Annotated in this window: 14 protein-coding genes; 3 read left to right on the forward strand and 11 right to left on the reverse strand. The window is 67.0% G+C overall.

Annotated features, from left to right (window positions below; translation table 11 throughout):
* Window positions 1-16 precede the first annotated feature (16 nt).
* Window positions 17-607: an AMIN-like domain-containing (lipo)protein gene (locus A3K89_RS11860; RefSeq protein ID WP_068425565.1), complete on the forward strand. Its 591-nt coding sequence runs from the start codon at window positions 17-19 to the stop codon at window positions 605-607.
* On the opposite strand, the gene A3K89_RS11865 is transcribed toward A3K89_RS11860, so the two are convergent.
* From A3K89_RS11865 to A3K89_RS11875, 3 genes are all read right to left on the reverse strand, one after another.
* Window positions 591-887, reverse strand: coding sequence for a hypothetical protein (locus A3K89_RS11865; RefSeq protein ID WP_068425568.1), 297 nt, complete (start codon window positions 885-887; stop codon window positions 591-593). The genes A3K89_RS11860 and A3K89_RS11865 overlap by 17 nt on opposite strands.
* A 54-nt stretch (window positions 888-941) precedes the next feature.
* On the reverse strand, window positions 942-2,423 hold the full coding sequence (locus A3K89_RS11870; RefSeq protein WP_084423711.1) for a polysaccharide biosynthesis tyrosine autokinase: 1,482 nt from the start codon (window positions 2,421-2,423) through the stop codon (window positions 942-944).
* A gap of 65 nt (window positions 2,424-2,488) precedes the next feature.
* Window positions 2,489-12,052 carry a non-ribosomal peptide synthetase gene (locus A3K89_RS11875; RefSeq protein ID WP_068425571.1) on the reverse strand — a complete coding sequence of 3,188 codons (9,564 nt, stop codon included), beginning with the start codon at window positions 12,050-12,052 and terminating at the stop codon, window positions 2,489-2,491.
* 362 nt (window positions 12,053-12,414) lie between these two features.
* Between A3K89_RS11875 and A3K89_RS11880 the strand changes: the two genes are divergently transcribed.
* Window positions 12,415-14,190 carry a DUF4012 domain-containing protein gene (locus A3K89_RS11880; protein WP_068425574.1) on the forward strand — a complete coding sequence of 592 codons (1,776 nt, stop codon included), beginning with the start codon at window positions 12,415-12,417 and terminating at the stop codon, window positions 14,188-14,190.
* 121 nt (window positions 14,191-14,311) lie between these two features.
* Window positions 14,312-14,845, forward strand: a complete 534-nt coding sequence (locus A3K89_RS11885; protein ID WP_068425577.1) for a hypothetical protein — start codon at window positions 14,312-14,314, stop codon at window positions 14,843-14,845.
* Window positions 14,846-14,857: 12 nt separating this feature from the next.
* On the opposite strand, the gene A3K89_RS25975 is transcribed toward A3K89_RS11885, so the two are convergent.
* The 8 genes from A3K89_RS25975 to A3K89_RS11925 are packed head-to-tail and all read right to left on the reverse strand — an operon-like array spanning window position 14,858 to window position 23,079.
* Entirely contained in the window at window positions 14,858-15,760 is a 903-nt protein-coding gene (locus tag A3K89_RS25975) for a glycosyltransferase (RefSeq protein ID WP_068425580.1), read from the reverse strand.
* A complete protein-coding gene (locus A3K89_RS25980; protein ID WP_167674274.1) occupies window positions 15,757-17,055 on the reverse strand; it encodes a hypothetical protein in 1,299 nt (432 codons plus the stop codon). The genes A3K89_RS25975 and A3K89_RS25980 overlap by 4 nt, the downstream gene beginning before the upstream one ends.
* Entirely contained in the window at window positions 17,052-17,657 is a 606-nt protein-coding gene (locus A3K89_RS11900) for a CatB-related O-acetyltransferase (RefSeq protein WP_068425587.1), read from the reverse strand. Before A3K89_RS11900 ends, A3K89_RS25980 begins: the two co-directional genes overlap by 4 nt.
* Window positions 17,654-18,919: a lipopolysaccharide biosynthesis protein gene (locus A3K89_RS11905; protein WP_068425590.1), complete on the reverse strand. Its 1,266-nt coding sequence runs from the start codon at window positions 18,917-18,919 to the stop codon at window positions 17,654-17,656. The genes A3K89_RS11900 and A3K89_RS11905 overlap by 4 nt, the downstream gene beginning before the upstream one ends.
* A complete protein-coding gene (locus A3K89_RS11910; RefSeq protein ID WP_068425594.1) occupies window positions 18,916-19,908 on the reverse strand; it encodes a hypothetical protein in 993 nt (330 codons plus the stop codon). Before A3K89_RS11910 ends, A3K89_RS11905 begins: the two co-directional genes overlap by 4 nt.
* On the reverse strand, window positions 19,905-20,966 hold the full coding sequence (locus A3K89_RS11915) for a polysaccharide pyruvyl transferase family protein (protein ID WP_068425596.1): 1,062 nt from the start codon (window positions 20,964-20,966) through the stop codon (window positions 19,905-19,907). Before A3K89_RS11915 ends, A3K89_RS11910 begins: the two co-directional genes overlap by 4 nt.
* Complete coding sequence (locus A3K89_RS11920) at window positions 20,963-21,988, reverse strand: glycosyltransferase family 4 protein (RefSeq protein WP_254303499.1); 1,026 nt, start codon at window positions 21,986-21,988, stop codon at window positions 20,963-20,965. Before A3K89_RS11920 ends, A3K89_RS11915 begins: the two co-directional genes overlap by 4 nt.
* Window positions 21,985-23,079, reverse strand: a complete 1,095-nt coding sequence (locus A3K89_RS11925) for a glycosyltransferase (protein WP_167674276.1) — start codon at window positions 23,077-23,079, stop codon at window positions 21,985-21,987. Before A3K89_RS11925 ends, A3K89_RS11920 begins: the two co-directional genes overlap by 4 nt.
* Between the last annotated feature and the right edge of the window lie 15 nt (window positions 23,080-23,094).

A 23,094-nucleotide genomic window follows, 5' to 3' on the forward strand; every position in this document is an offset into this window, starting at 1 on the left:
GGTATACAGTCGTGCCATGCGAACGGCGGCAGCGCTCGTGGCTGCAGCGCTGCTCGTGGCGGGGTGCAGCGGCGACCAGAACACGAGTACCGAGGCAAAGACCGAACCCTCGACGACGCATCAGGTCTACTACGCATCCGGATCGATGACGGTCGGATATCCGACGCCCGCTCCCCCGCCGACGGGTTCGCCGTCGGTCGTTCCGGGCTTCGTGGATCAGCCGCCCGACAGCACGTTCACCATCGCCGACGTCCGAATCGCCGACGGCGCGGCCGTGTTCACGTTCGACGGCGACGGCGTCCTCAACTACGTGGCGCGCTACGTCGACGAGGCAGCCGTCTACGGCAGTGACCAGACGGTGGACGTGCCGGGGCGGTCGATTCTGCAGCTCGACCTGATCACCGATCCGTCCGCGGACACCACGCAGATGGTCCGGTCGACGGTGACGGCTCCCGAGGCCGAGGGGCCGGTCTTCGTGCACACGGCCCAGGCGTCGGAAGGCGTGTTCCAGGCGTTCATCGGGACGTCCGTCGACAGATCCGACATCGTCGTCGTGCCGCAGCAGAATCCGCCGACGCTGACGGTGTCGGTCACCGGAGCGGCTTGAGCACTCGGCTCGGCACCCAGTGCGTCACGGTCTCGCTGCGATCCTTCGACATCAACTGATAGGTGACGCGGCCGATCCAGTCGCCGTCGACCGTCATCGACCACTCCGTCAGATCAGCCGGTACGACGGTGCGGACCTCGAACCCGTCCGCGGTGTAGCGGCCGGTGTGGTGCGGTGGCTGCGGGTAGAGCACCGCGAGATCCACCAGCACCTTGACCGGTGGGGTGAGCACCTTGAACGGCTGCCGCCGCGGGTGCGCACCACCATCCCATCCGTCCACCGATCGATCATATGTTCGAAAGCATGATCGACTCAAACGAGACGACCGGTGAAGTTACTTGTAGCGCGACGCCTCGCTGACGCCGTTGCGAGCCGGGCCGCCGTCGTAGGGCTGGGCAGCGGGCTGGGCAGTCGAGTGGACGCTGGGCTGCGCCGGGCTCAACACCTGCTTCGGCACCGACTTGTCCGTCTCGTAGTAGTACGCGTAGCCGTCTCCGCCACGACGGCCGGAGGTGGGCGTCATCGTGAAGACCGCGCCGAGGATGTGCGCACCGATGGTGGTCAGATTGCCTGTCGCGCGCTCGAGTTCGGCTTCGGACGTGTGGCCGTGGCGTGCGATGACGAGCGCGCCGTCGCTGTGTGTCGTCAGTAGCGCGGAGTCCGTCACCGGCAGCAGCGGTGCGCCGTCGACGATGACGTAGTCGAACCGGCCACGCAGGTCCTCGATGACGCGGCGCGACGCCTCGGAGCCGAGCAGCTCGCTCGGGTTCGGCGGCAACGGCCCCGACGCCAACACGTCGAGTCCGACGAACTTGCTGGGCTGCAGGACGTCGTCGAGACCCGCCTGTCCCGCGAGGACCGTCGACAGTCCGACGGACCCGATGAGACCCAGGTACTTCGACACGCGCGGCCGACGCAGGTCGCCTTCGACGAGGACGACGTGATGGCCGGCTTCGGCGAGCGCGAGCGACAGGTTGATCGCCACCGTCGTCTTGCCCTCCGACGGGACGGCACTGGTGACGACGATGACGCGCGGCGGATTGTCGACCTCGAGGAACTGCAGGTTGGTGCGCAGCTCGCGGAACGCCTCGGCGCTCGACGAATGTCCGGCACCGAACGACACGATCGACGAATCCTTGAGGCTCTTGTCGAACGGGATGTTGCCGACGAGCGCCGAATTCGCGGACTTCTCCAGCGTCTTGCGGTCCTTGATGGTGTTGTCGAGACGGTCGCGCAGGACGGCGAGTGCGATACCGAGAAGCAGACCGACGGCAGCACCGAGCGCGAGGTTGCGCTTCGTCTTCGGGCTGACGGGCGTCGACGGTGTCTGCGCCTGTTCGACGAGGCGGACGCCTGCCGTCGGAGAGCCGCCGTCCTCCGGGGTTTCGAGTTCACGGACGAGCGTGGTGAGCTGGGTCGCCATCGAGTTCGCGACGTCGCGGACCGTCGCCGCGTCCGTTCCGGTGTGGCAGATGTCGAGCAGGACGGTGTCGGGCGTCGACTTGGCCGTGGTGTCGCGCGCGACCTCGGCCGGGGTAGCCGTCAATCCCAGTTCGTCGATGACGCGTGCGGCCAGGGTTTCCCCCGTCACGAGTTCGGAGTACGACGCGACGCGCTGCTGCGAGAACAGGTTGCCCTGGTACGTCTCGCTGACCGACGAGCCGCCGGACGTCGACACGAACACCCGGCTGCATGCCTGGTACGTCGGTGTGGTGAGAAGCGAGACGGCGAGCGAGCCCAGAATCGCGACGGCGACAGTGACGACGATGATCATCCATCTGGTCTTCAATATCTTGAGATAGTCCTGGATTTCCACGTCGTGCTCCTAAACTCGAAAAATTCGTGTCGATAATTTCATAGCGTCGTACGGACTGCCTTTCCTCATGAATGCACGTCGCCTCCGACACCCGGCCCTTCGGCCGCCTGCGAAATCGACACCGCGCGCAGTTCTTCCCCGATCACACTCGCCCCCACCGGCCCCAACATCTCGTCGTGTTCGACGTCCAGACCGCGCACCCGAACCGGCCTGTCCACGAACGGGTGCCACTGGGATGCACCGTCGGAGTTCCGCGCCGAGAGGTAAATAGTATCGCCCGAGAACTTCTCGGGCGCATTCGCAGCGACCAGCGCGGGTGCAGCGACGACCGGTTCGTACATGCGGCGCAGATGTTCGCTGGTAACGGTGGCGGCGCCGGGATACGTCGCCGCCAAATTCCTCGAAATTGCTTCGAACGAATGACCCTCCGCCCCGAGATGACGACCGAGGTCCTGGGCCGTGAACTGCTCGGCGTTCTCGGGTTCGGTCAGATGCGCATCGACGAGAACAAGCGTCACCTCCCCTCCCCCTTTCTGGAGTCTCGTTCCAACGGCGTGCGCGATGACGCCGCCGAGGGACCAACCGAGCACGACGTACGGCCCGTGCGGACACACCGCGCGGATCTCGTCGGCGTAGCGATCCGCGTACTCGTCGATGGACGTCGGGGCGATCTCGTCTCCTGCCATGCCTGGTCGTTGCAGCCCGTAGATCGGCGCGTCGACGTGGGCGGCCAACGCTGCGTAACTCCACGCGATCCCGACGGCAGGGTGAATGCAGAACACCGGGATTCCGTCACGGCCGGGCGTCAGCGGGAGGAGCACGTCGAACATGTTCTGGGCCTGCATGTTCGACGACCGTTCGAGCCTGTCGGCCATCGCCGACACGGTGCGGTCGACGAACATCCATGCCACCGGGACTTCGCGGCCGAGAAGCCCGGAAAGCGCATCGGAAACCTGCACGGCCCCAAGGGAATGCCCGCCCAGATCGAAGAAATCGGCGTCGACGTCGACATTGTCGGGATGTATCCCGAGTACGTCGGCGAAAGCGGTGCACACGATTGTTTCCAATTCGGTGGAGGGTGTGCGAGTGGACGACGACGCGAGCACCGGGGCAGGCAGCCGACTGACGTCGATCTTGCCCGCAAGTGTCGTCGGTAGCGCGTCGACCGTCGTCACCGTGCTCGGAACCAGGTACGGCGGCAGCGTCCTTGTCAGAAACGTACGCAGACCGGCGTGCGTACCGTCCCCGGTGACGTACGCGTCGAGAACCGTGCCGGTGTCGCTTTGTCGACCTGTCACGAACGCCTGGTCGACGGCCGGATGCTGCAGCAGTGCGGCTTCCACCTCCGCGGGTTCGACGCGGTGCCCGCGAATCTTCACCTGGGTGTCCGCGCGGCCGAGGAATTCGAGGTACGGCCCGCCCGAACCGGCACGCCAGCGCACCACATCGCCCGTGCGGTACATGCGTGCTCCCGGCTTGCCCAGAAGGTCTGGTACGAACCGTGACGCCGTCAGCCCTGGCCGCGCGACATAGCCGTCGGCCAGCGCAGGTCCCGCCAGATACAGCTCGCCCACGACGCCCGTCGGGACCTGCCGCAGAACCGGGTCGAGAACCAACGCGTCGAAACCCCGCGTCGGCCAGCCGATTCCCGAGTCGACGCCGGCAGCGAGATCGTCGCTGCACGTACCCATGATCGTGGCCTCGGTGGGACCGTACGCGTCGAACACCGATCGGCCGGACGCCCAACGTCGGATCAGTTCGGAGCCGGCGACGTCCCCGGCCATGATCACGGTCGTGACGGTCGGCGCTGCAGCCGGATCCGTGGCGGCAAGGACAGCGGGCGTGAGGCAGACATGTGTCACGCCGGCCGTGGTCATGAAGTCCGCGAGTTCGCGTCCTGCACGCACGGCAGGCGCGACGAACAGGGACGCACCCGAACCTGCCGCGAGCAGCATCTCGAACACCGACGCGTCGAAGCCCGGGGACGCGAACTGCAGCACCGCCGACCGATCATCGACGCCGAACGTCTCGCGTTGTGACGCCACCAGATTCGCGATTCCACGTCCGGCCACGCGCACACCTTTGGGCGTCCCCGTCGACCCGGAGGTGTAGATGACGTAGGCCGGGTCGTCCGGCGTGGGCCGTACCGCAGCCGACGGCGAGGACGTCGAATCCGGAGGCAGCCAGTGGGTTCCGTCGCAGATCGGCTCGTTCGACACACCCACGACCGGCGCGGCTTCGCTCACGATGTCGGCGATGCGGGACGTCGGATGCGCCGGATCCACCGGAAGGAATGCAGCGCCGGTCCTGGCGACGGCCCACACCGCGACGACGTGATCGATCGATCGTGGCAGTGCCAGTACGACGACCGTTCCCGGGCCAGCTCCGCGCTGCAGCAACGCGTAGCTCAATCCCGTTGCACGCGCGTCGAGTTCGCGATAGGTGAGGTGATCCGACCCGTCGACCACGGCGGTCGCGTCGGGCCACCGGCTGACGGCGTGGTCGAAGACGTCTGTGAGCGTGCAGAATTCGGAGACGCCGACCGTGTGTGCAGGAAGCTGACCGTACGTACCGAGGACGTCGATGCGCCTCAGCTCGGTCGTGGGCTCGCGCACGACGGCCCGTAGCAACGCCGTCAGGCGCGACGCGACCATGCGCACCGTGTCCACGTCGAACCGCCCAGGCGAGAACGCAATACTGCCGGTCATGGACGCGTCGTCGAGCACGATCTCGAGATCGAACTGGGTGTCGCCGGTGGGGAGCGGGCGAACGACGAGGTCGTCGACGACCGGCTGCGACGAGACCGACAGCAGGACTTGGAAGAACGGGTGGCTCTCGCCCCGACGCGGCGGCGCCAGATGCTCCACGACGTCGTCGAACGGCACGTCGGCGTGCGCGAATGCATCGAGGTCGCGACCGCGCACATCCGCGACGAACTGCTCGAACGTGAGCGCGCGATCGATCGGAGTCCGGAGAACGACTGTGCCGACGAACATTCCGACGAGATCGTCGAGCAACGGACTGGTGCGACCCGACACCGGGGTTCCGACGGCGACGTCGTCCGTGGACGCGAGATCGGCGAGCAGCAGGGCGACGGCTGCATGGACGACGACGAAGGTCGTCGCGCCGAGGCGACGTGCCAACGCCCGCAGTTCGACGGCGGTGGCGTCGTCGATCGTGAAGTCGGCCGGCGTCGCCGGGCCTTCTGCCGTGGGAGCGCCGCTCGGAAGTTCGAGGTAGTCGGGGAGTCCTTGCAACGCCTGCTCCCAGAATGCGAGCTGTGTCGGCGCGACGATGTCGAGGATTTCACGGTGCCAACGACGGTAGTCCGCGTAATCGACTGCGACGTAGGGTAACTCGGGCGATCGACCGTCGAACCGGGCGTCGAGCGCGACGCGCACGTCCCGCACCAGTGGTGCCACGGATGCACCGTCGACCGCGATGTGATGAGCGACGACGACGAGGTCGACGTGCTCGCGTCCCGAGTCCACGAGTGCGACTCGAACCGGTGCGTCGACGGTGAGGTCGAATCCGGCATTCGCGATCCGATCGATGTCGTCGACCCGCAGTGCGAGATCGGGAACCACGTCGTCCGCGGCGCGCACCGACACGACAGGCCCCGGCGCATACACCGTCCGTAGCGGCTCGTGTCGGTCGAGCACGTCCACGATCGCTCGACGCAGGGCACGGGTGTCGACGTCGCGCGGCAGCGCTAGCGCGAACGCCAGGTTGTACGCGCTGGATGCACGGTCGAGTCTGTTGTGCAACCAGATTCGCCGTTCGGCGGCCGACAGATCGGTGCTGCCGTCCGGGCTGTGCCGCAACACCGGCAGCGCCACGCGACGGCCCGACGACGTATCGAGCACAGCGGCAAGCGTTCTCGCCGTCGGCGCGTCGAACAACGTACGGAGCGAGACCTCGACCGCGAAGGTGGATCCGATGCGTCCTACTGCCCGCAGCGCCGTCAACGAATCACCGCCGTGCGCGAAGAAGTCCGCGTCGACGGTCAGGTCGTCGACACCCAGCACGTCGGACAGAATTCCCAGCACGATGCTCTCGCGCAGGGTGCGCGGCGACCCTTGTTGTGTAGCAACGACATCCGGGGCCATCAGCGCGGCTCGGTCGACCTTGCCGTTCGCGGTAACGGGGATGTCGTCGACGAACTCGATCATGGCAGGAACCATCGACGCAGGCAGCCTGCTCGACGCCCACGCTCGCGCATCGACCGCCGCGTCGCCGACGACCCATGCGACCAGCCGTTCGTCTCGCACATCGGCGACCGCACGCGTCAGCGACGGATGAGACGTGAGGGCGGCTTCGACGTCGCCCAATTCGACGCGGACGCCACGCAGCTGCACCTGCGCATCGGCTCGCCCGACGAAGTCGAGGGCACCATCGGGCCGTCGACGGACCAGGTCGCCGGTGCGATACAGCCGTCGTCCACCGGCACCGGCGACGAACGACGCGGCAGTCGCCGCCGCGTCGCCGTAGCCCCTCGCCACGCCGTCACCACCGAGGTAGAGCTCGCCGATCGCGCCGAGCGGAACCGGATGCAACCGGCCGTCGAGCACGAGCGCGTCCACCGAGTCGAGGGGTGCACCGATGGTGGCCGTCGTCGTGAGCGGTTCGGTCAACGTTGCGACGACGGTCGACTCCGTGGGCCCGTAGGCATTCAACATCGTTCGTCCGGTCGACCATTGCCCAACCACATTGTCCGGCAGCACGTCCCCGCCGACCGCGACGGTGGTGACGGTGTCGACGGGCGGCACCGTGGCCAGCAGAGCGGGAGTCGACAGAAAGTGTGTGACGCCGTGTGCGCGCAGGTACTCCGCGGTCTCGACGCCCCCGGCGAGCGTCGGCGGTGCGACCACCAACGTCGCGCCCGAACCGAATGCCAACAGAATTTCCAGCACAGCAGCGTCGAAGTTGAGTGAATACCCCTGCAACACTCGTGATTTCGACGTGACGCGGTATCGCGGAACCGCCTGGCGCGCAAGCGCATGCACCGCCCGGTGGGTGACGGTCACCCGCTTCGGCGTGCCGGTCGACCCGGAGGTGTGTACGACGTAGGCGGCATTGTCCGGTCTCAGCGGCCCCCGCCTGTCGGCATCTGTGACCGCCGCGTCCCGGCATGCACCCGCATCCGCCTCGGACACCCACGTGACGTCGGATTCGGATCCACCGATTCCCAGCGACGTCCCGCGGAGCATCTGAGCGCGCCGCGCCGCCGGGTACTGCGGATCGACCGGCATGAACGCCGCACCGGACTTCACGACGGCCCACATCGCGACGATGTAGTCGGCGGAACGTTCGAGGGAGATCGCGACCGTGGTTTCCGGACCGGCGCCGTGACCGATCAGACTGCGCGCCAGTCGATTCGATCGCCGTTCCACCTCGTCGGCTGTCACGGCCACGGTGCCGTCGAGGTCGACCGATCGGAAGACGTCGAGCAGCGTGCCCTCCCCCGCACGTGCATGGCTCGGGGCTGTATCCCCGACGACCCATTCGATGTCGCCGACCACGACGGTCGGGTCCGCGGCCACGGTCCCGAGAGTGCGTTGGAACGCCGCGACGAACGCGTCGACGGTCTCACGTCGATACATGTCCGACGCGTACTCGAGCCACCCGTCGATGCTGTTCTCGGATTCGGTCAGCACGAGTCCCAGATCGAACTCGGACACGTTCTTGGATCCGGTGACGACGTCGGACGGCAGATCGACCTGGTTCTCGTACGACAGCATGATCCTCGGCGCAGCGTGCCGAATGTCCGACAGCGCAGCGAGATCCGACCGTCCGACCTGATCGAGCAGTTCGACGAAGGTCGCCTCCCGGTCGACCTGCACCACGAGTGGGACCGTCAGGGCGAACATGCCGACCATGTCGACGGTGTCCGGGTGCGTGCGCCCCGACGTAGGTGTGCCGATCACCGTTCGGCCCAGTCCGCTGAATCTGGCCAGGGTCATCGCGAGAATGCTGTGCACGACCATGAACGGTGTGACACGCGCGTTCTGCGCGAGCCTCCGCACGTCGTTCACGGCAATGTCGACGGGCCGTCGAGAGATGTGCAGGCTTGCGCGCGCCCCGTCCGCGGGCAGGTACGCCGACGGTGCGTCGTCCAGCGGAGCGACGTCGACGTGGGCGTGGTGCGATGACGCGAAGTGCGCGTACTGCACGGCGAGCGGTTCCCACTCCGGCGAGCAGCCGACGCCGCGAGCTCGAAACGCGAGTGCGAAATCCCGGAGCACCACCTCGACCGATCGACCGTCGACGGCGATGTGGTGCGCGACGATCGCCAGGGCGTCGCCGTCAGGAGTGCGCAGTAGGGTGGCCCGGAGAGGAACCTCGACGGTCAGGTCGAACGGCGTTGCAGCACAGAGGTTCAGGCCGGCCTCGATGGACTCGGCGTCGAGCTCGGGTAAGTCAACCAGCACCTGAGACGGATCGACAACGACCTGATGCGGTCCGTCCTCGTCCGCCGGAAAGCACGTGCGCAGGATGTCGTGGCGCGCCAGAACATCGCGCAGTGCCGCGATCGCGTTCTGCGCCTGTCCATCCGGAAGACGAACGGCCACCGGCAGTGCGTACACGGTCGACTCGTTCGCCTGCTCGGCCATCCAGATGCGGAACTGCGCCGCCGACAACGGAACCCGATCCGGCACGACGACGGACGCCAGAGGCGTCATGGGCACTGCATGTCTCTCGTCCAGCAGCGCCGCGAGAGAGGCGACCGTCGGGTGTCGAAACAACTCGGCGAGCGTCACCGAGGTGCCCAACCGGGCCAGCACGGTCGACGCGGTGAGCGAATCGCCGCCTGCATCGAGCAGGTTGTGGTGGCGGCCGATCCGGTCGACTCCCAGTGCAGACGAGAATACCTCGGCCACAGCAATTTCCGTCGGCGACATCGGCGCGTCGTACTGCGCGTCGCCGTCCGGGTTCGACAACGCCCCGCGGTCCGGTTTGCCGCTGGGGGCAAGGGGAATCTCGTCGACGACGGTGATCGTCGTCGGCACCATCCAGTGCGGCAGCGCAGATCGCAGATGTGCATCGAGGGCAGTGACATCATTGTCGTTGTCATTGTCTTCGTCGACCACGACGAACGCCACCAGCGACGTACCGCGAACGACGACGACGGCATCGCGCACCGAACAATGACGCACGAGGCACGCCTCGATTTCTCCTAGCTCGACGCGTCGACCGTTGACCTGCACCTGAGTGTCGGTGCGGCCGAGAAACTCCAGTACGTCTCCAGCCGCCGAGGTCCGCACCCGATCACCCGTGCGGTACAACCGTTGCCCGGGTGTGAATGGGTCGGCCACGAATGTTGCTGCCGTCGAACCGAATCGATGATCGTAGCCGCGTGCGATTCCGTCCCCACCGAGGTACAGCTCGCCGACGCCTCCCGCGGCCACGGGGCGCAGCGCTCGATCGAGAACCAGCGCCCGCACTCCGGGAATCGGACGGCCGATCACCACCGGTTCGTCCACGTGCATCGGCGCGGACACCGTCGCCACCACGGTTGCTTCGGTCGGGCCGTACGCGTCGAGCATGGTGTGTCCCGGCGCGAACCGATCGCGGAGCGCGGGTGGGCAGACATCGCCCCCGACGTCGAACACGGTGACGCCGTCGAGATCCTCCGGTGCCAGGGTTGCGAGGACCGCCGGCGCGGTGATCAGGTGGGTGATGCGCTCTGCCGCAATCAGATCGGCGAGTCGACGGCCGGACGTGACGTCGCGCGGCGCCACGACGAGGGTGGCGCCCGCCGCGAAGGCCATCAGCATCTCCTGGATCGACGCGTCGAACACCGGAGATGCGAGGTGCAGCACCCGCGACGTGCGGTCGACGCGGTACTGCTCGACGACCGCATCCGCGAGTGCGGCGAGGCCGCGATGAGTGACACTGACGCCCTTGGGGATTCCGGTGGTTCCCGACGTGTGCACGACGTATGCCTCGTTGTCGACCGACACCGACGCCGTCACCGGGGCCGCGTCGGCGCCGGGAGCGATCCACCGGATGTCGTCGCACATGGGCTGCACGTCCGTGATTCCGAGTCGTACGTCGGCGGCGCGCATCATCTGGACGGACCGTGGATCGGTCGGGTCGACCGGCACGAACGACGCCCCTGCCCGTGCGACGGCCGAGCACGCGACGACAGACCTGTCCGACCTGGCCATCGCGACCGCGACACGCACCTCCGGACGCGCACCGGCGGCCGCCAGTTGTTCTGCCAGACGGTTGATTTCGCCGCTCAGCCGATCGTAGGTGTACGACGTTTCACCGTACCGAAGCGCAACATCGCCCGACCGCCCGCGGAGCAACTCGGGCAGCGTGCACGGCGAGACCGGTGCGGGAACACACCCGAGATCGGTGGGCGGGAGAGCGATGGCCGACGCTGCCTCACCGTCGTTGGCGGCGACGAACGCGTCGAGTACAGCCAGAAAGCGGTCCCGGTGCGTCGTCAGTGCGGCGGCGTCGTACAGCTGCGGGTTGCCCAGGAGGTCCACCCTGGTACTGGCGCCCGGGAGGCCCGGATACACGTTGACCATGATGTCGTCGACGGGGCCGCTGGACAGGACGTGGTAGTCGCCGACCGTGTCGCCGAGACGTATCTCGTTGCCGAAGGTCATGATGTTGACGGTCGGACCGAAACTGTGTCCGGCGTCGTAGCGTTGATGCCGTAGAGCTCCCGAGAGTGCCAGCTCGACGCGGCGGCGCAACGCGCCCACGGTCGTCGTCGACGGGACGGCAACCCGTAGGGGTACGACGTTCGCGAGCATGCCGATCGACGCTCGTAGCCGCGCGGTCGTGCGACCCGAGACGGGAAGGCTCAGCACGACGTCGTCCGTGTCCATCATGCGCGCGAGGTACAGCGCGAATGCCGCGAGGACGTCCGGAACACGCACCGCAGCAGTGTCTTTCAGTGTGGCACCGACCGAGATCGCCGCGCCTGCGACAGGGGCGGACCGGCCCGCGAGCCACACCCGTTCGGGGCGATTCGCGAGCACCCCCTCCCAGTAGGTCCGGTCCGACTCGAATCGCGTCGAGTTCTCGTACGCCAGCTCGTGCTCTCGGATGGCCCGTAGGGGCAACCCACGCGTCGGCGGGGTCTCGGCGCCGTCTATCATCGCCGCGTACACGGCGGCCGTGCGTTCCCACAGGGCGATCGCGCCGAGCCCGTCCATGACGACGTGGTGCACCCGGCTGAACCAGAACCATCTCCTCGGACCGACCTGCAGCAATTCCGAGATCATCAGTCGATCGTGGAGCATGTCCACCGGCTGTCGGCACCGAGACTCCATGTACGCCAACGCAGTACCGACGGGATCCGCCTCGCCGGTCAGATCCCGATACTCCAGGCCGTACGTCGCGTGTCGATCCACCTGTTGGTACACGAAGCCGTCGCGCTCGAAGAGGCTCACGATCGGCGATTCGAGCTCCCGCGTCGTGACGTACGAGGCGCGAGTCAGCGTCGGTACGTCGATGCCCCCGACGACATCGACGTACTGAGCAATGGTGAACGGAACATGCGGATCCACGGTCTGTGCGAGGTAGATATCGGCCTGCGCGGGAGACAGCGGGAAGGCGCTGGGGGCAGGCGAGGGCGCCGCGACACGAGTCGATTTCGACGCCACACGATCCCCTCCCGACAAGGGCCGAACGAATGCGAGCTGAATAATCCCGCTCGTACAAGTTAGTTCTTTTCCTTGAATTGTTCTACTCGGCGAATGGGCCCGAATTCCGTATATGAATCGATATTTCGGGAGATTTCGACGCGGTCGCTTCGGCCAGGCCCCCCGAATCGTCCTATCGCCCGTTTAGCAGGTGAGTGGCCGTGCAGATGCCAGTTCGCATCCGAATTGGGCGACGTCGTGCCACCTCGTTCCATGACGTCCGGGATGGACAAAAATCGTCATCACGCTACGATCACGGAGAATTCACACTCATTCTCGAGTACCACGCGGTCCGGTTATCTCCCGTCAGGAGCATTTCTGTCATGTCCGATAATGCGCACAGTGGAACGCCAGCGTCGCGGAGAAGACGTCCTTTACTGATCGGACTCGCAGTCGCAGTCCTGATCGTCGTCGGCTTCGGGGTCTGGCTCGGCTACTGCACGTACTCGGCACGGACGAATCTCGAGACGACACGCGACGCCGCGACACGAGCCAAAGATGCGTTGCTGACCGGAGACGTGCCTGCCGCCCGCATTGCTGCCGCGGAAGCCGCGGATGCTGCCGACGCGGCGCGCGCGAACACGTCGGCATTGCCGATGACGGTCGCGGCAGCCGTTCCGTGGCTCGGCAGTCCGGTCGATACCGTCGTGCAGATCACCGACGTCGTGCACGGTCTTGCAGTCGACGTGCTGGAGCCTGCGACGGAAGCAGGCGCCACCATCTCGCCCGACAGCGTCGTCGAGGGCGGGGGCCGGGTGAACCTGCAGGCTCTGTCCGACGCGGAACCCGTTCTCGCGCAGACCTCCGCGGCTGCGGACGAGTTGTACCGGCGTGCGCAGTCCATCGACGACCCGGCGTTCCTGTCCGTCGTCGGCGATGCTCGCGAACAACTGCAGAACCAGACACACGATCTCGCAAGCCTGCTCGGAAACATCTACACCGCAACCCGTCTGCTGCCGAAGATGATGGGCGCCGACGGTCCGCGTTCGTACTTCCTCGCATTCCAGACGCCTGCGGAGGCACGCGGAACCGGCGGGCTCATCGGTGGGTACGGAATTCTGCGCGCCGAGAACGGCACGGCGGAGATCGACAAGCTCGGGACGACACGGGAATTGAAGTTCGCCGAGCGCCCGATCGACCTCGGTCCCGAGTACGACGCGTTGTGGGCACCGCGGAACACGACCGTCGACTTCCGAAACTCGAACGCGAGCGCCAACTTTCCGTACGCGGGGCAGATCTGGACGTCGATGTGGACGGAGCAGACCGGGGAGTCGCTCGACGGCGCCATCGCGACGGACCCGATCGCATTGAGCTATCTGCTCGGTGCCACCGGCCCGGTCCGGCTGGCCGACGGCGAGGAGATCACCGCGGACAACGTCGTCGAGGTGACGCTGTCCAGCTCCTACGCACGCTTCGGCGACGACCAACTCGCGCGCAAGATGTACCTGCAGGAGATCGCAGCGGCCGTCGTGACGAAGATGACGAGCGGGGTTGCACCCACCCGAGCGCTGATCGACGCTCTCGGCCGCGCCGGAAGCGAGGGACGCATAGCCGTGTGGAGCGCGGACGCGTCGGCGCAGGAGATTCTCGCGGGCACGGCCATCGGCCACGCGCTTCCCGACGACCCGGCGCCGTACGCCGGAGTCGTCGTCAACAATGCCGGTGGCAACAAGCTGGACTACTACCTGGCGCGCGACATCACGTACACGGCCGAGGCCTGCACCGGACCGACACGGAAGTCGACGGTGACGGCCACGTTCACCAACAACGTCCAGGCCGATGGACTGACCACGTACGTCGCCAGCACGTTCCTGCAGGGCGTGCCGTACGGGACCAACGAGTCGATCGCCTACCTGTACGGCACCCAGGGCGCGAAGATCACGTCGATGTCGATCGACGGCGCACCCGCGTTCTCGGTGCAGAGCGGCACCGAGCTCGGGCGTCCGGTCAAAGCGGCGTACCTGTCCATCGCACCAGGCGAGTCGTCGACCGTCACGTGGGAGCTGGAGGAGCCTTCGGTGCCGGGACAGGCGAGCGCCCCGGTCCAGCCGCTGGTCGACACCCCTTCCGTCACCGTCGACGTCCCCGAATGCCGGTAACCGTTCCTGAAATTTTCCAGTGATATTTCCCAACCTTCGGGTGCTGGCTCGACATCGAGACCCCTGAACTGTGAATGTGGAGGCGATACGCGTCCACGAACAGTTACGGAGATGTACCCGCATGTTGCCGAAGTCCCGACCGGTCTGGTCCGTCGCTGCTGCCCTCGCTGTGGGGACGGTCGGCCTGGTCGGCTGCAGCTCCGACAGCGGCTCCGACGAAGCAGCTGCCGACACCACGACGAGCGCCGCGGCGTCGCAGGCCGCGGGCGGCAGTGACCCGTCGAACGAAGTCTGCGCCAAGCTGCAGGACATCTCGGATTACGAGATGCAGTCGATGCAAGCCCTGGCCGGCGCCGATCCGGCGGATTGGCCTGCGCTGCAGTCCGCGCTGACGGCGTACTCGTCCGGTCTGGCCGAGCACTACGACCCGGCCATCGACGTCGCCGACGAGCAGACCGCATCGGACCTGACCAAGCTGCGCGACGCCAGCGCCGCCGCCACCGCGAGCGCGGCCGACGCGCCGTCGTACGAGGTGTTCAACGAGCAGTCGACCACGTCGATCGACGTCGACACCGCTCAGGCAGCCATCGATGCGAGCACCCGCGTCGATCAGTACGCGCAGAGCACGTGCGGTTTCTCGATCAACCAGCAGTAGTGCGGCTGCGCATCACGGAGTGAACGGTGGGGCATCTCGCTTGAGGCCCCACCGCCACACCTGCCCGAGCCGCGCCACACGCGCGCGTCGCGACGCCGACGACGCCCCACCGGCAACCACACCGGCGAGCGTGACCAGAGCGAGTTCGACACGCTGGCCGTAGCTCGTCAGCCTGTTGCAGTGATACGACGTGAGGCGGATCGCGGCGTCGGCGCGTGCTCGTTCGACGAGGGTGCCGTGACTCTTCTGCGACGACGCGGCGATGTGCTGAATCTCCGCTCGCCGTGCGACGAGGAGGTCGATTCCCTGCGACGACGCCCGACGGGACAGGTCCGCATCCTCGCCGTACAGGAAGAATCGTGCATCGAACGGTCCGAGCTCTGCGAGCAGCTCACGGTCGGCGAACAGCGCACCGCCACAGACCTTTTCGACCACCACGACATCAGCGTCGACCTCGGCGAGAGCGGCGGCGAACCGGTCGCGCTTGCGCTTGCGCGAGATCGAGAAGTTCCACTGCATGTACGCGTCGGATTGCACCCGGCCGTCACGGTGAAGCCATCCTCCCACCAGCGACCGTGGGTGGTGGTCGGCCGCGTCGAGGAACCGGGCGAGCCCGTCGGGCGCGAGGGCCGCGTCCGGATTGAGCATCAGAACCGAATCCGCGGTCGACGCGGCGACGCCGTGGTTGACGGCGCGACCGAATCCGACGTTGCGGTCCATCCGCAACACCCGCATGGTCGACGCGTCGATCGTGTCCTCGACGGGCGTCGAACTTGCGTTGTCCACCAACAGGATCGATCCGTCGACACCGCATGCTCGATACGACGCCTGCACCGAGTCGGTGCACGCACGGAGCAGGTCGGGGTCGGATTCGAAGCAGACCACGACGACGTCCACGGTCGTACTGCGTGTCATGAGGTCACGTCCTTCTTGTCGTATCCCAGCAGGCCGATTCCGAAGCCGCACAACAGAAGTACCGGTCGGATGTAGAGCGCGTCGTAGAAGAAGCCCGACAGCACGATCGCCAGGATCAGGACGGCTCCGGCGCGGACCCTCGTCGAATCGGACCGCAGCAGAGCACGAATCGCGATGAGTGCGAGGGCGACGATGCCGAGCACGGTGACGACGCCGAAATCCCACAGCAGACTGAGGAACAGATTGTCGACGGTCGTGAACCCCTGGATGCCGAGTCCGCTGCCGAGTGCGTCGAGCAAACTGCGTGCACCGGAACCGAACACGACGCACGCGCCGCTGCAGGTGTCCGACCATTCGTCGAACACGATCGCGGCGTAGTTCCGGTTGTCGAGCGACGCGGACCCGGTGAGGCCGCCGAAATCGAAGACACGTTGGCCTGCCAGCGCTGACCAGTACAGCACCACCACCGTGACGGCGGCCGCCAGCAGCAGCGGCCCGAGCCACGCCGTCCGGTGCCCGACGGCCATCTGCCCCTGCCGACGTCGATACGCAGTCGTCGCGACCGTCAGCACGGCCACGGCTGCAGCACACAGAACGGCCGAACGGGTGCCCGAGGTCGAGACCGACACCGCCGTGGCCACCACGACGACCCATCGCACCGCGGCGCGCCTCGACGCCATCGTCGACGACAGCACCAGAGCCGCGGCACCGACACCGACCGCCACCATTCCGGCCGGTACCGCCTGGCCGATCAGCCCGCGGGACCGGAACGTGTCCCGCGAGTACGCGGTGTAGTGCGGGTCGCCGAACAGCTCGCCGAAGACGTGCTGCTGCACCAGGTATTCGACGCCCATCGTCACGGCCAGCGCGACGGGCAGGACGACGAGGACGACCAGCGGCTGCCGTAGCGCCACCGCCAGTCCGGCGCCGACGACGATGGGCGCGAGCAGCGTCACGTATCCGACCGGGTTGAAGTTCATCACCTGGTTGAACGTCAGCACGAGGAAGCCGAACAGCAACGCGGGCACCACGATCGTCGTCTCGGCGCGACGGATCGCCCACACCGCGGCCGCCGACCCGACGAGCAGACCGACCAGTCCGAGATAGCGCCAGAACGACCCGACCGTGACGAAGTCGACCGGTATCGCGACGACGATCGCCGCGGCAGGCAGCAGCAACGTAATGCTCCACCTCCCGCGTCGCTCCGTCTGCACGGTCTCCGCAGGTGCAGGTGTACGAACGCGAGTACTGCGTCTCACCTGCGCCGGTATCACCGGCCTCGCCGGGAGTGTCATCGAGCGGCACCTTTCTCGAGCCGCGCCAACGCTTCCAGCGGGTCCTCCCCCGCGAGATCGGCGACGCCGTCCGCCACTCGGTCGTCGTCCCAATCCCACCAGCGCAACGCTCGCAGACGCGCGATGACGTCGTCGTCGAATCGTTTGCGTACCAATGTTGCCGGATTACCGGCGACGATCGAGTACGGTTCGACGCTGCGCACCACGATGCTTCCCGCCGCGACGATCGCGCCGTCGCCGATGTGAACTCCCGAGACGATGGTGGCGCCGAACCCGATCCACACGTCGTTGCCGATCACGACATCGCCCTTGCTGCAGGGGTATCCATCGGTTCCGGCTCCCGGCAGACCCAACTTGTGACGGATCGGGAACGTCGTCAGCCGATCGGTCGGATGGTTGCCGCCGAGCAGGATGTTCACTCCCGCAGCGATCGAGCAGTATCGACCGATACGCAGCCGCGTCGGATCGTTGTCGTACAGGCGCACTTCGGGAATTCCGTAACTGTGCGCGCCCATCTCGACGCGTCCCGACGCGATCAGGTTCCGCAGAACGCGTCGGCGATACCGGTTCGGGTCGACGACCCTCAGCACGTGATCGATCATGCGAACACCTCCCGTACGTAGCGGCCGGAGACCGCCCAGAACCACAGTGAGAACGCCACCATGGCGGCAGCCCAGACGGTGATCAGCGTCATCCCCGTGCCCGTCGTGATGCCGATGCCGTAACCCAGTACGACGACGGCCGCCAGTGGCACGAGGTAGCGCAGCTCGAAGTCGGGCCTGCCTGCGCCGGTCAGGATGTTCACCGGCGCGATGGTGGCGCAGTTCGCGCCGTGTGCAAGCGCGACGAGCAGCACGACGGTCACCGACGGCGTCAGATCGAGCGCGACACGCTGGGCCACGAACGCCACGACGCCTGCCCCGATCATCAGCGGAACCATCACGAGCAGAACGAGTTTCCGGACTCGGACAAGCAAAGCTGCGCCCTGCTCCGACGTGGTCAAGCGGGACGAATCGGCGACAAGTCCGGCAGCAAGCGCGATCAGCACGATCTTCGGAATCATGACGAACCGCGTCACGATGTCGTAGCGGGCGAGCAGTTCCGCGTCTCCGACGAGACCGAGTGCCCACCTGTCGAGTTGGGTGATCAACAGTCCGAGCATCGCGACGACGACGCGAGTCTTCATGAACAGTACGATCGTCTGCCGCACCGACGCCGACGTATCGGCCGTCAGGGCAGCATCGTTGCGGCGCCTGCCACCTTCGAGCGCGAATCCGAGAACCGCCTGCACGCCGCCTGCCACGACGGTTCCGATGCCGAGCGAGACGATGCCCGCCCCGGACTCCAGCGCCGCGAGAGTCGCGACCAGTTGCACGGATCCACCGAAGAACAGCACCGCGGTTCGACGATAGAAATGGCTGCGCCCCAACGCCGCAGCGCCGTAGACGACGCCGATGCTGCGCAGCACCCCGCCGAGAGAGACGAGCGCGATCAACGTGTAGGCCGACCCGCGATCGGCGGTCAGGCCGGCCGCAGTCGAATACGCGGGCCAGATCCCGATGGCCAACGCTCCCAACACGATCGGAGGCAGAGCCGACAGCCCGCACAACGTCGTCGATGTGCGAAAGTCGAGGTGGCCACCGCCCGCGAGTTTCGTCGCGAGTGTCGGTGTGCCGAAGTCGAACACGATGAAGATCGTCGACAACGTCGCCGCGAGAGCCCACACGGCGTAGTCGTCGACACTCAGATAGGCGGATCCGAGGATCGGCACGAACGCCACGAAGGCGCTCGCCGCGATGGCAGGCAACCCGCCCTTGAGCAACCGAACCGCAAGACTGCGCACACCCGCTTCGGTCGAGGTCACTGCCGCCGGCCCAGCACTCGTCGGCAGCGTTCGACCGACTCGGTCATCGTGGCGCGGCATTCCTCCAACAGGTCGGCGTCGATCGTCGGAAACCGCTCGGCGGCATCACCTTCCCACCGGCCGACCCACGGCATGCCGACGGCGTCGAACACCGGCCCGACCGTGTCGGACGACGATTCGACCCACCCGAACGGCACGGCGCCTTCCGTTGCGCCTGCGACGAGGGCGTGGACCCGGTCGCTGACGACGAGCGCACTGCGCGCGTAGACGTCGCGCACCGTCTGTTCCTGGTCGGCGTGATTCTCGACGAACCAGGCACGGTACTGCCCGCCGAGCGCCCGCGACAGATGCTGCGACGTCAGATAGTCGGCCGAGGAGTGCACGAGCACCGCAGGTTCCAGCCCGAGTGCCGACGTCGTCGCGGCGAACCACTCCATCCAGGTATCCGACGGCCTCGGGCGATCACCGCGCAGCACCACTGCCGCGAACGGCCGGTCGGTCTCCCATCGGTCGACGGGCGTGCCGAGCCGAAAAGCCCAGTCGGGCAGCGGACGGGGATGCCGCCTGCGACAGAGAGCGGCCACGAGACGATACGGCAGCAGCACCAACGGATTCGCCGACGACGCGTCGACGCCACGGCCGCGCCAGATCCCGCGCCCGCCGCGCGGGAACGCGACGATCATCAGTGCCGCCAGCATCCACATGTGCATCGAGTGGCGCGCGCCGACCTCGACGCGTCCGGTGTCGACGGCGATGCGCGTCGGCCCGCGCAGTGCACTGACGAATGCCCGCCCGAGCCACACCCGAAAGCTGCCCGTCCGAACGTCGTTCGCGTCCAGACCGAGTCCGGCGACGTAGTCGGGCGACGACGTGCCCGTCCACACGACGAGGTGCCCGCGCTCACGCAGGTAGTCGAGGTAGCCGCGCCGCGCGATGGACGACGCGATGTTCCCGGTGCGTCCCGGCGCGCACACGTACACGGTGCTCACGGGGTGGCCTCGACGTGGGGAACGAGACTGCGCAGGTTCTGCACCAACTCGTCCCGTGCGGGTACCGCGCGGCGCACCCCTTCGTCCACATCCGCGACGTAGCGCCGACGCTCCGACTCGTCGTCCAGTAGGGCACGCACCTGCTGCAGCACACGTGCGGGCTCGAACTTGTTGACGTTGTGTACGTACCGGTCGAGACCGAGATCGGCGAACGCACCGAAACCCTTGCGCTCGTACGCAAGATGAATCACGTAGTGCCCGGCCTTCAGCGCCATCAACGCGGCGTGCAAACGCACCGCGACGACGACTCGCGGCGTCTGCGGGGCCAGAAAGTCACCGCGCGGCAGGATCTTTCGCGCACCGACCGAGGCCATGGCGTCGACGTCGTCGTTGCCCGCGGTCGCGCTCTGGACGTACCCGTCGAACGTTCCCACCTGGTGTGCGAGATTCACCACCAGCGGGCCGACCTTCCCGCGTACGGCCCGCACCGTCAGGACGGGCACGGGATCCACATCGAGCCCCCTGCGCTCGATGTGGCCCGCGCCGAGAATGGCCAGATCGCTGAGCCGTCGCACACCGGCGTCGGCGAACTGCGCCAGACTGCGATCGTCGCGCACGTAGAACGCGTCGATCCTCCGCATGCGGCCCGCCAACAGCCTGGTCACCGCGGCGTTCGCCGGGCCGACGCTCTGGGGAAGGTACACCGTCGGTGTGGAGGTTCGGCTCGCGGCCCACAGCTGCGGACCGTGCACCAGTGCGGTTTTCAGCGTTTCGACGGCGTAGCCGGCGCGCAGGTAGCCGCCGCCCACCGCGACGACGAGGTCCGCGTCGTCGAGCTCGCGGAGCAGTCGTCGATACGGCCCGGCGTAACCGGTGAGCGACGGACTCGAATCGACCACGCGTGCAGCGATTCCCGTGAAGGTCTCGGGATGCGACGCGGCGATCGTGACGTCGACGCCGTCGCCGAACGCGGCACGCACCAACGCGAGCGTCTCGTCGACGAGCAGTCCGTCACCAGCGTTCTCGGCGCTGTATCCGTGCAGCACGACGACCTTCATGATGCCGCCGCCTTCTCGTACACCCGAAGGTGGGCGTCCACGCTCACATCCCACGTGAACGACGACGCCCACAGACGTCCGCGAGCGGGCACACCGGCGCGCCACTCCGAATCCTCGACCGCGCGGACGACCCCGTCTGCGATCGCGTCGGCGTCGATGTTTTCGAGGACCCCTGCCGGACCGGCGATGTCACGCAACGCGCCCCGGTTCGACGCGAGAACCGGCGCCCCCGCGGCCATCGCCTCGAGCACCGGGAAGCCGAATCCTTCGTAGAGACTCGGGAACACGAACAGCGACGTCCGCTGCATCAGCGCACGACGGTCGTCGTCCGAGACGAATCCGAGGTGAATCACGTCGGGGCTCTTCGCGATTGCGTCCATGGACGCCTCGAAGTTCCATGCCGGCTTTCCGGCAATCACGAGCGGCAACCCGAGCGCCCGCACGTCGGGACGGCTCATCGCCTCGACGAGTGCGACGAGGTTCTTGCGCGGTTCGATGTTGCCGACGTACAGCAGATACTCGTCGGGAATTCGCCCACGCACGTCGTCGGACAACGACACCGGTTCGGCGAACGCGTCGGCGTCGATTCCGTGCGGCACCACGTGGATGGTCGCGAGGTCGACACCGAACACCTCGGCGATGTCCTCGGCACTCGACGCCGACACCGTGACGACGGCGTCGGTACTCGCCACCGCACGTGCGACGCGTGTGCGCCAGATCGTCTCCTGGGCACCGCTGCGGACCCCGTCGATCCACCGGCTGGCGATGCCGTGCACCGTAACGACGGACGGCGTTCTCGTCCGCAGCAGAGGGCCCGTGTCGGCGACGTAGTGCAGCACCGCGTCTGTGCGCCTGAGGCCCTGCACGGTTTCGGAGAGCATGGTCATCGGTGCCGAACCGTGGAAGCGCATCGACTCGACGGCCGTACCCCTCGCGCGTAGGCCGTGCGCCAACGCCCGTGCGTAGGTCGTGTTGCCTCCCACGTGCCGCTCCAGGATGCGTCCCGGCATCAGCACTCTCACCCTGCCCTCCGATACAGAGCGTCGAGGGCGAGTGACTGGACTGCGGGCGAATGAACGGCCACCGATTCCCTCGTCTCCCTCTGCGCGCGGTGCCGGTAGGCCCGATCGGAGAAGAATCGGTCGACGGCGTCGGCAGCGGCACGAGGGCAGTTCCGCGTCAGCGGAAATCCGAGTCCTTCGAGGGCATCGATGCCGCGCGCCAGAATCGGTGTCCCGACGGCCGCGGCCTCGAGCAGAGTGATCGGCGCACCCTCCCACTCGGCGGAATGCAGGTACAGATCGGCGGCCGCGATGTGCTTCTTGACCAGGTCCGATGGCACCCACCCGGTGATGACGACGCCTGCCTGTTCGAGCACCTCACGCATATCGACGTCGCCGTCGCCGACCCACGTCCAGCGCACGTTGCTGTGCGACGCACGGGCTACTTCGGCGAAGAACAGCGGATCCTTCTGCGCCGAGATCCGCCCTGCCATGACGACCTCGGGCCTGCCGTCGGGACCGTGGTCCGACGGCGGCACGAGTGCGGCGTCGGGTACGACGTTGGGCAGGTAGGTGACCTCGGTGGACGGGCCTGCCATGCGTGCTGCGGACGCGGCCTCGAACGGGCTGATCGCTGCGATCGTCTGCGCTCGTTTGCTCAACACCGTCTCGATCGCGCGGTAGGCCGACCGTGCGGCGCCGGAGCTGTCACGACGCAGAAATGCGTACGCGTGCGGGGTGTAGACGATCTTGATGTCCGGCCCGAAATCGAACAGACGCAACAATCCGGCGAAACTGGAATGCAGATGAATTGCATTCGGTTTCGTGCGGAGGATATGCGCTCGTGCCGCCCGGATGAAACCGGTCAAAGACCCGTTGTAACTGATCGTTTCGGCACCGCACGGCTCTGCGATGTCGTGTTCGGACCGCGTTCGCACCAGAACCTGGTGAACGAGCGACGGAGAATTCTCGATGTAGCGAGAAATGGCGGATTGAACCCCGCCTCCGTATGCCTCCGAAATATGAAGGACGTCTGCTCGGCACACATGTGTGTCCGTAATTCGTTGTGTCACTGCAACTCCCCGACGAAGTGCGCCTTGTGTTACCTGCATGCACAGATGAGCGAG

Source organism: Rhodococcoides kyotonense (genome assembly GCF_001645385.1).
Lineage (GTDB): Bacteria > Actinomycetota > Actinomycetes > Mycobacteriales > Mycobacteriaceae > Rhodococcoides > Rhodococcoides kyotonensis_B.

What these genes read in the sequence shown, in the direction of transcription:
- A3K89_RS11860 (WP_068425565.1), top strand. Translation starts at nt 17, where the DNA reads ATGCGAACGGCGGCAGCGCTCGTGGCTGCAGCGCTGCTCGTGGCGGGG.
- A3K89_RS11880 (WP_068425574.1), top strand. Translation starts at nt 12,415, where the DNA reads ATGTCCGATAATGCGCACAGTGGAACGCCAGCGTCGCGGAGAAGACGT.
- A3K89_RS11885 (WP_068425577.1), top strand. Translation starts at nt 14,312, where the DNA reads ATGTTGCCGAAGTCCCGACCGGTCTGGTCCGTCGCTGCTGCCCTCGCT.
- A3K89_RS25975 (WP_068425580.1), bottom strand. Translation starts at nt 15,760, where the DNA reads ATGACACGCAGTACGACCGTGGACGTCGTCGTGGTCTGCTTCGAATCC.
- A3K89_RS25980 (WP_167674274.1), bottom strand. Translation starts at nt 17,055, where the DNA reads ATGACACTCCCGGCGAGGCCGGTGATACCGGCGCAGGTGAGACGCAGT.
- A3K89_RS11900 (WP_068425587.1), bottom strand. Translation starts at nt 17,657, where the DNA reads ATGATCGATCACGTGCTGAGGGTCGTCGACCCGAACCGGTATCGCCGA.
- A3K89_RS11915 (WP_068425596.1), bottom strand. Translation starts at nt 20,966, where the DNA reads ATGAAGGTCGTCGTGCTGCACGGATACAGCGCCGAGAACGCTGGTGAC.
- A3K89_RS11925 (WP_167674276.1), bottom strand. Translation starts at nt 23,079, where the DNA reads ATGCAGGTAACACAAGGCGCACTTCGTCGGGGAGTTGCAGTGACACAA.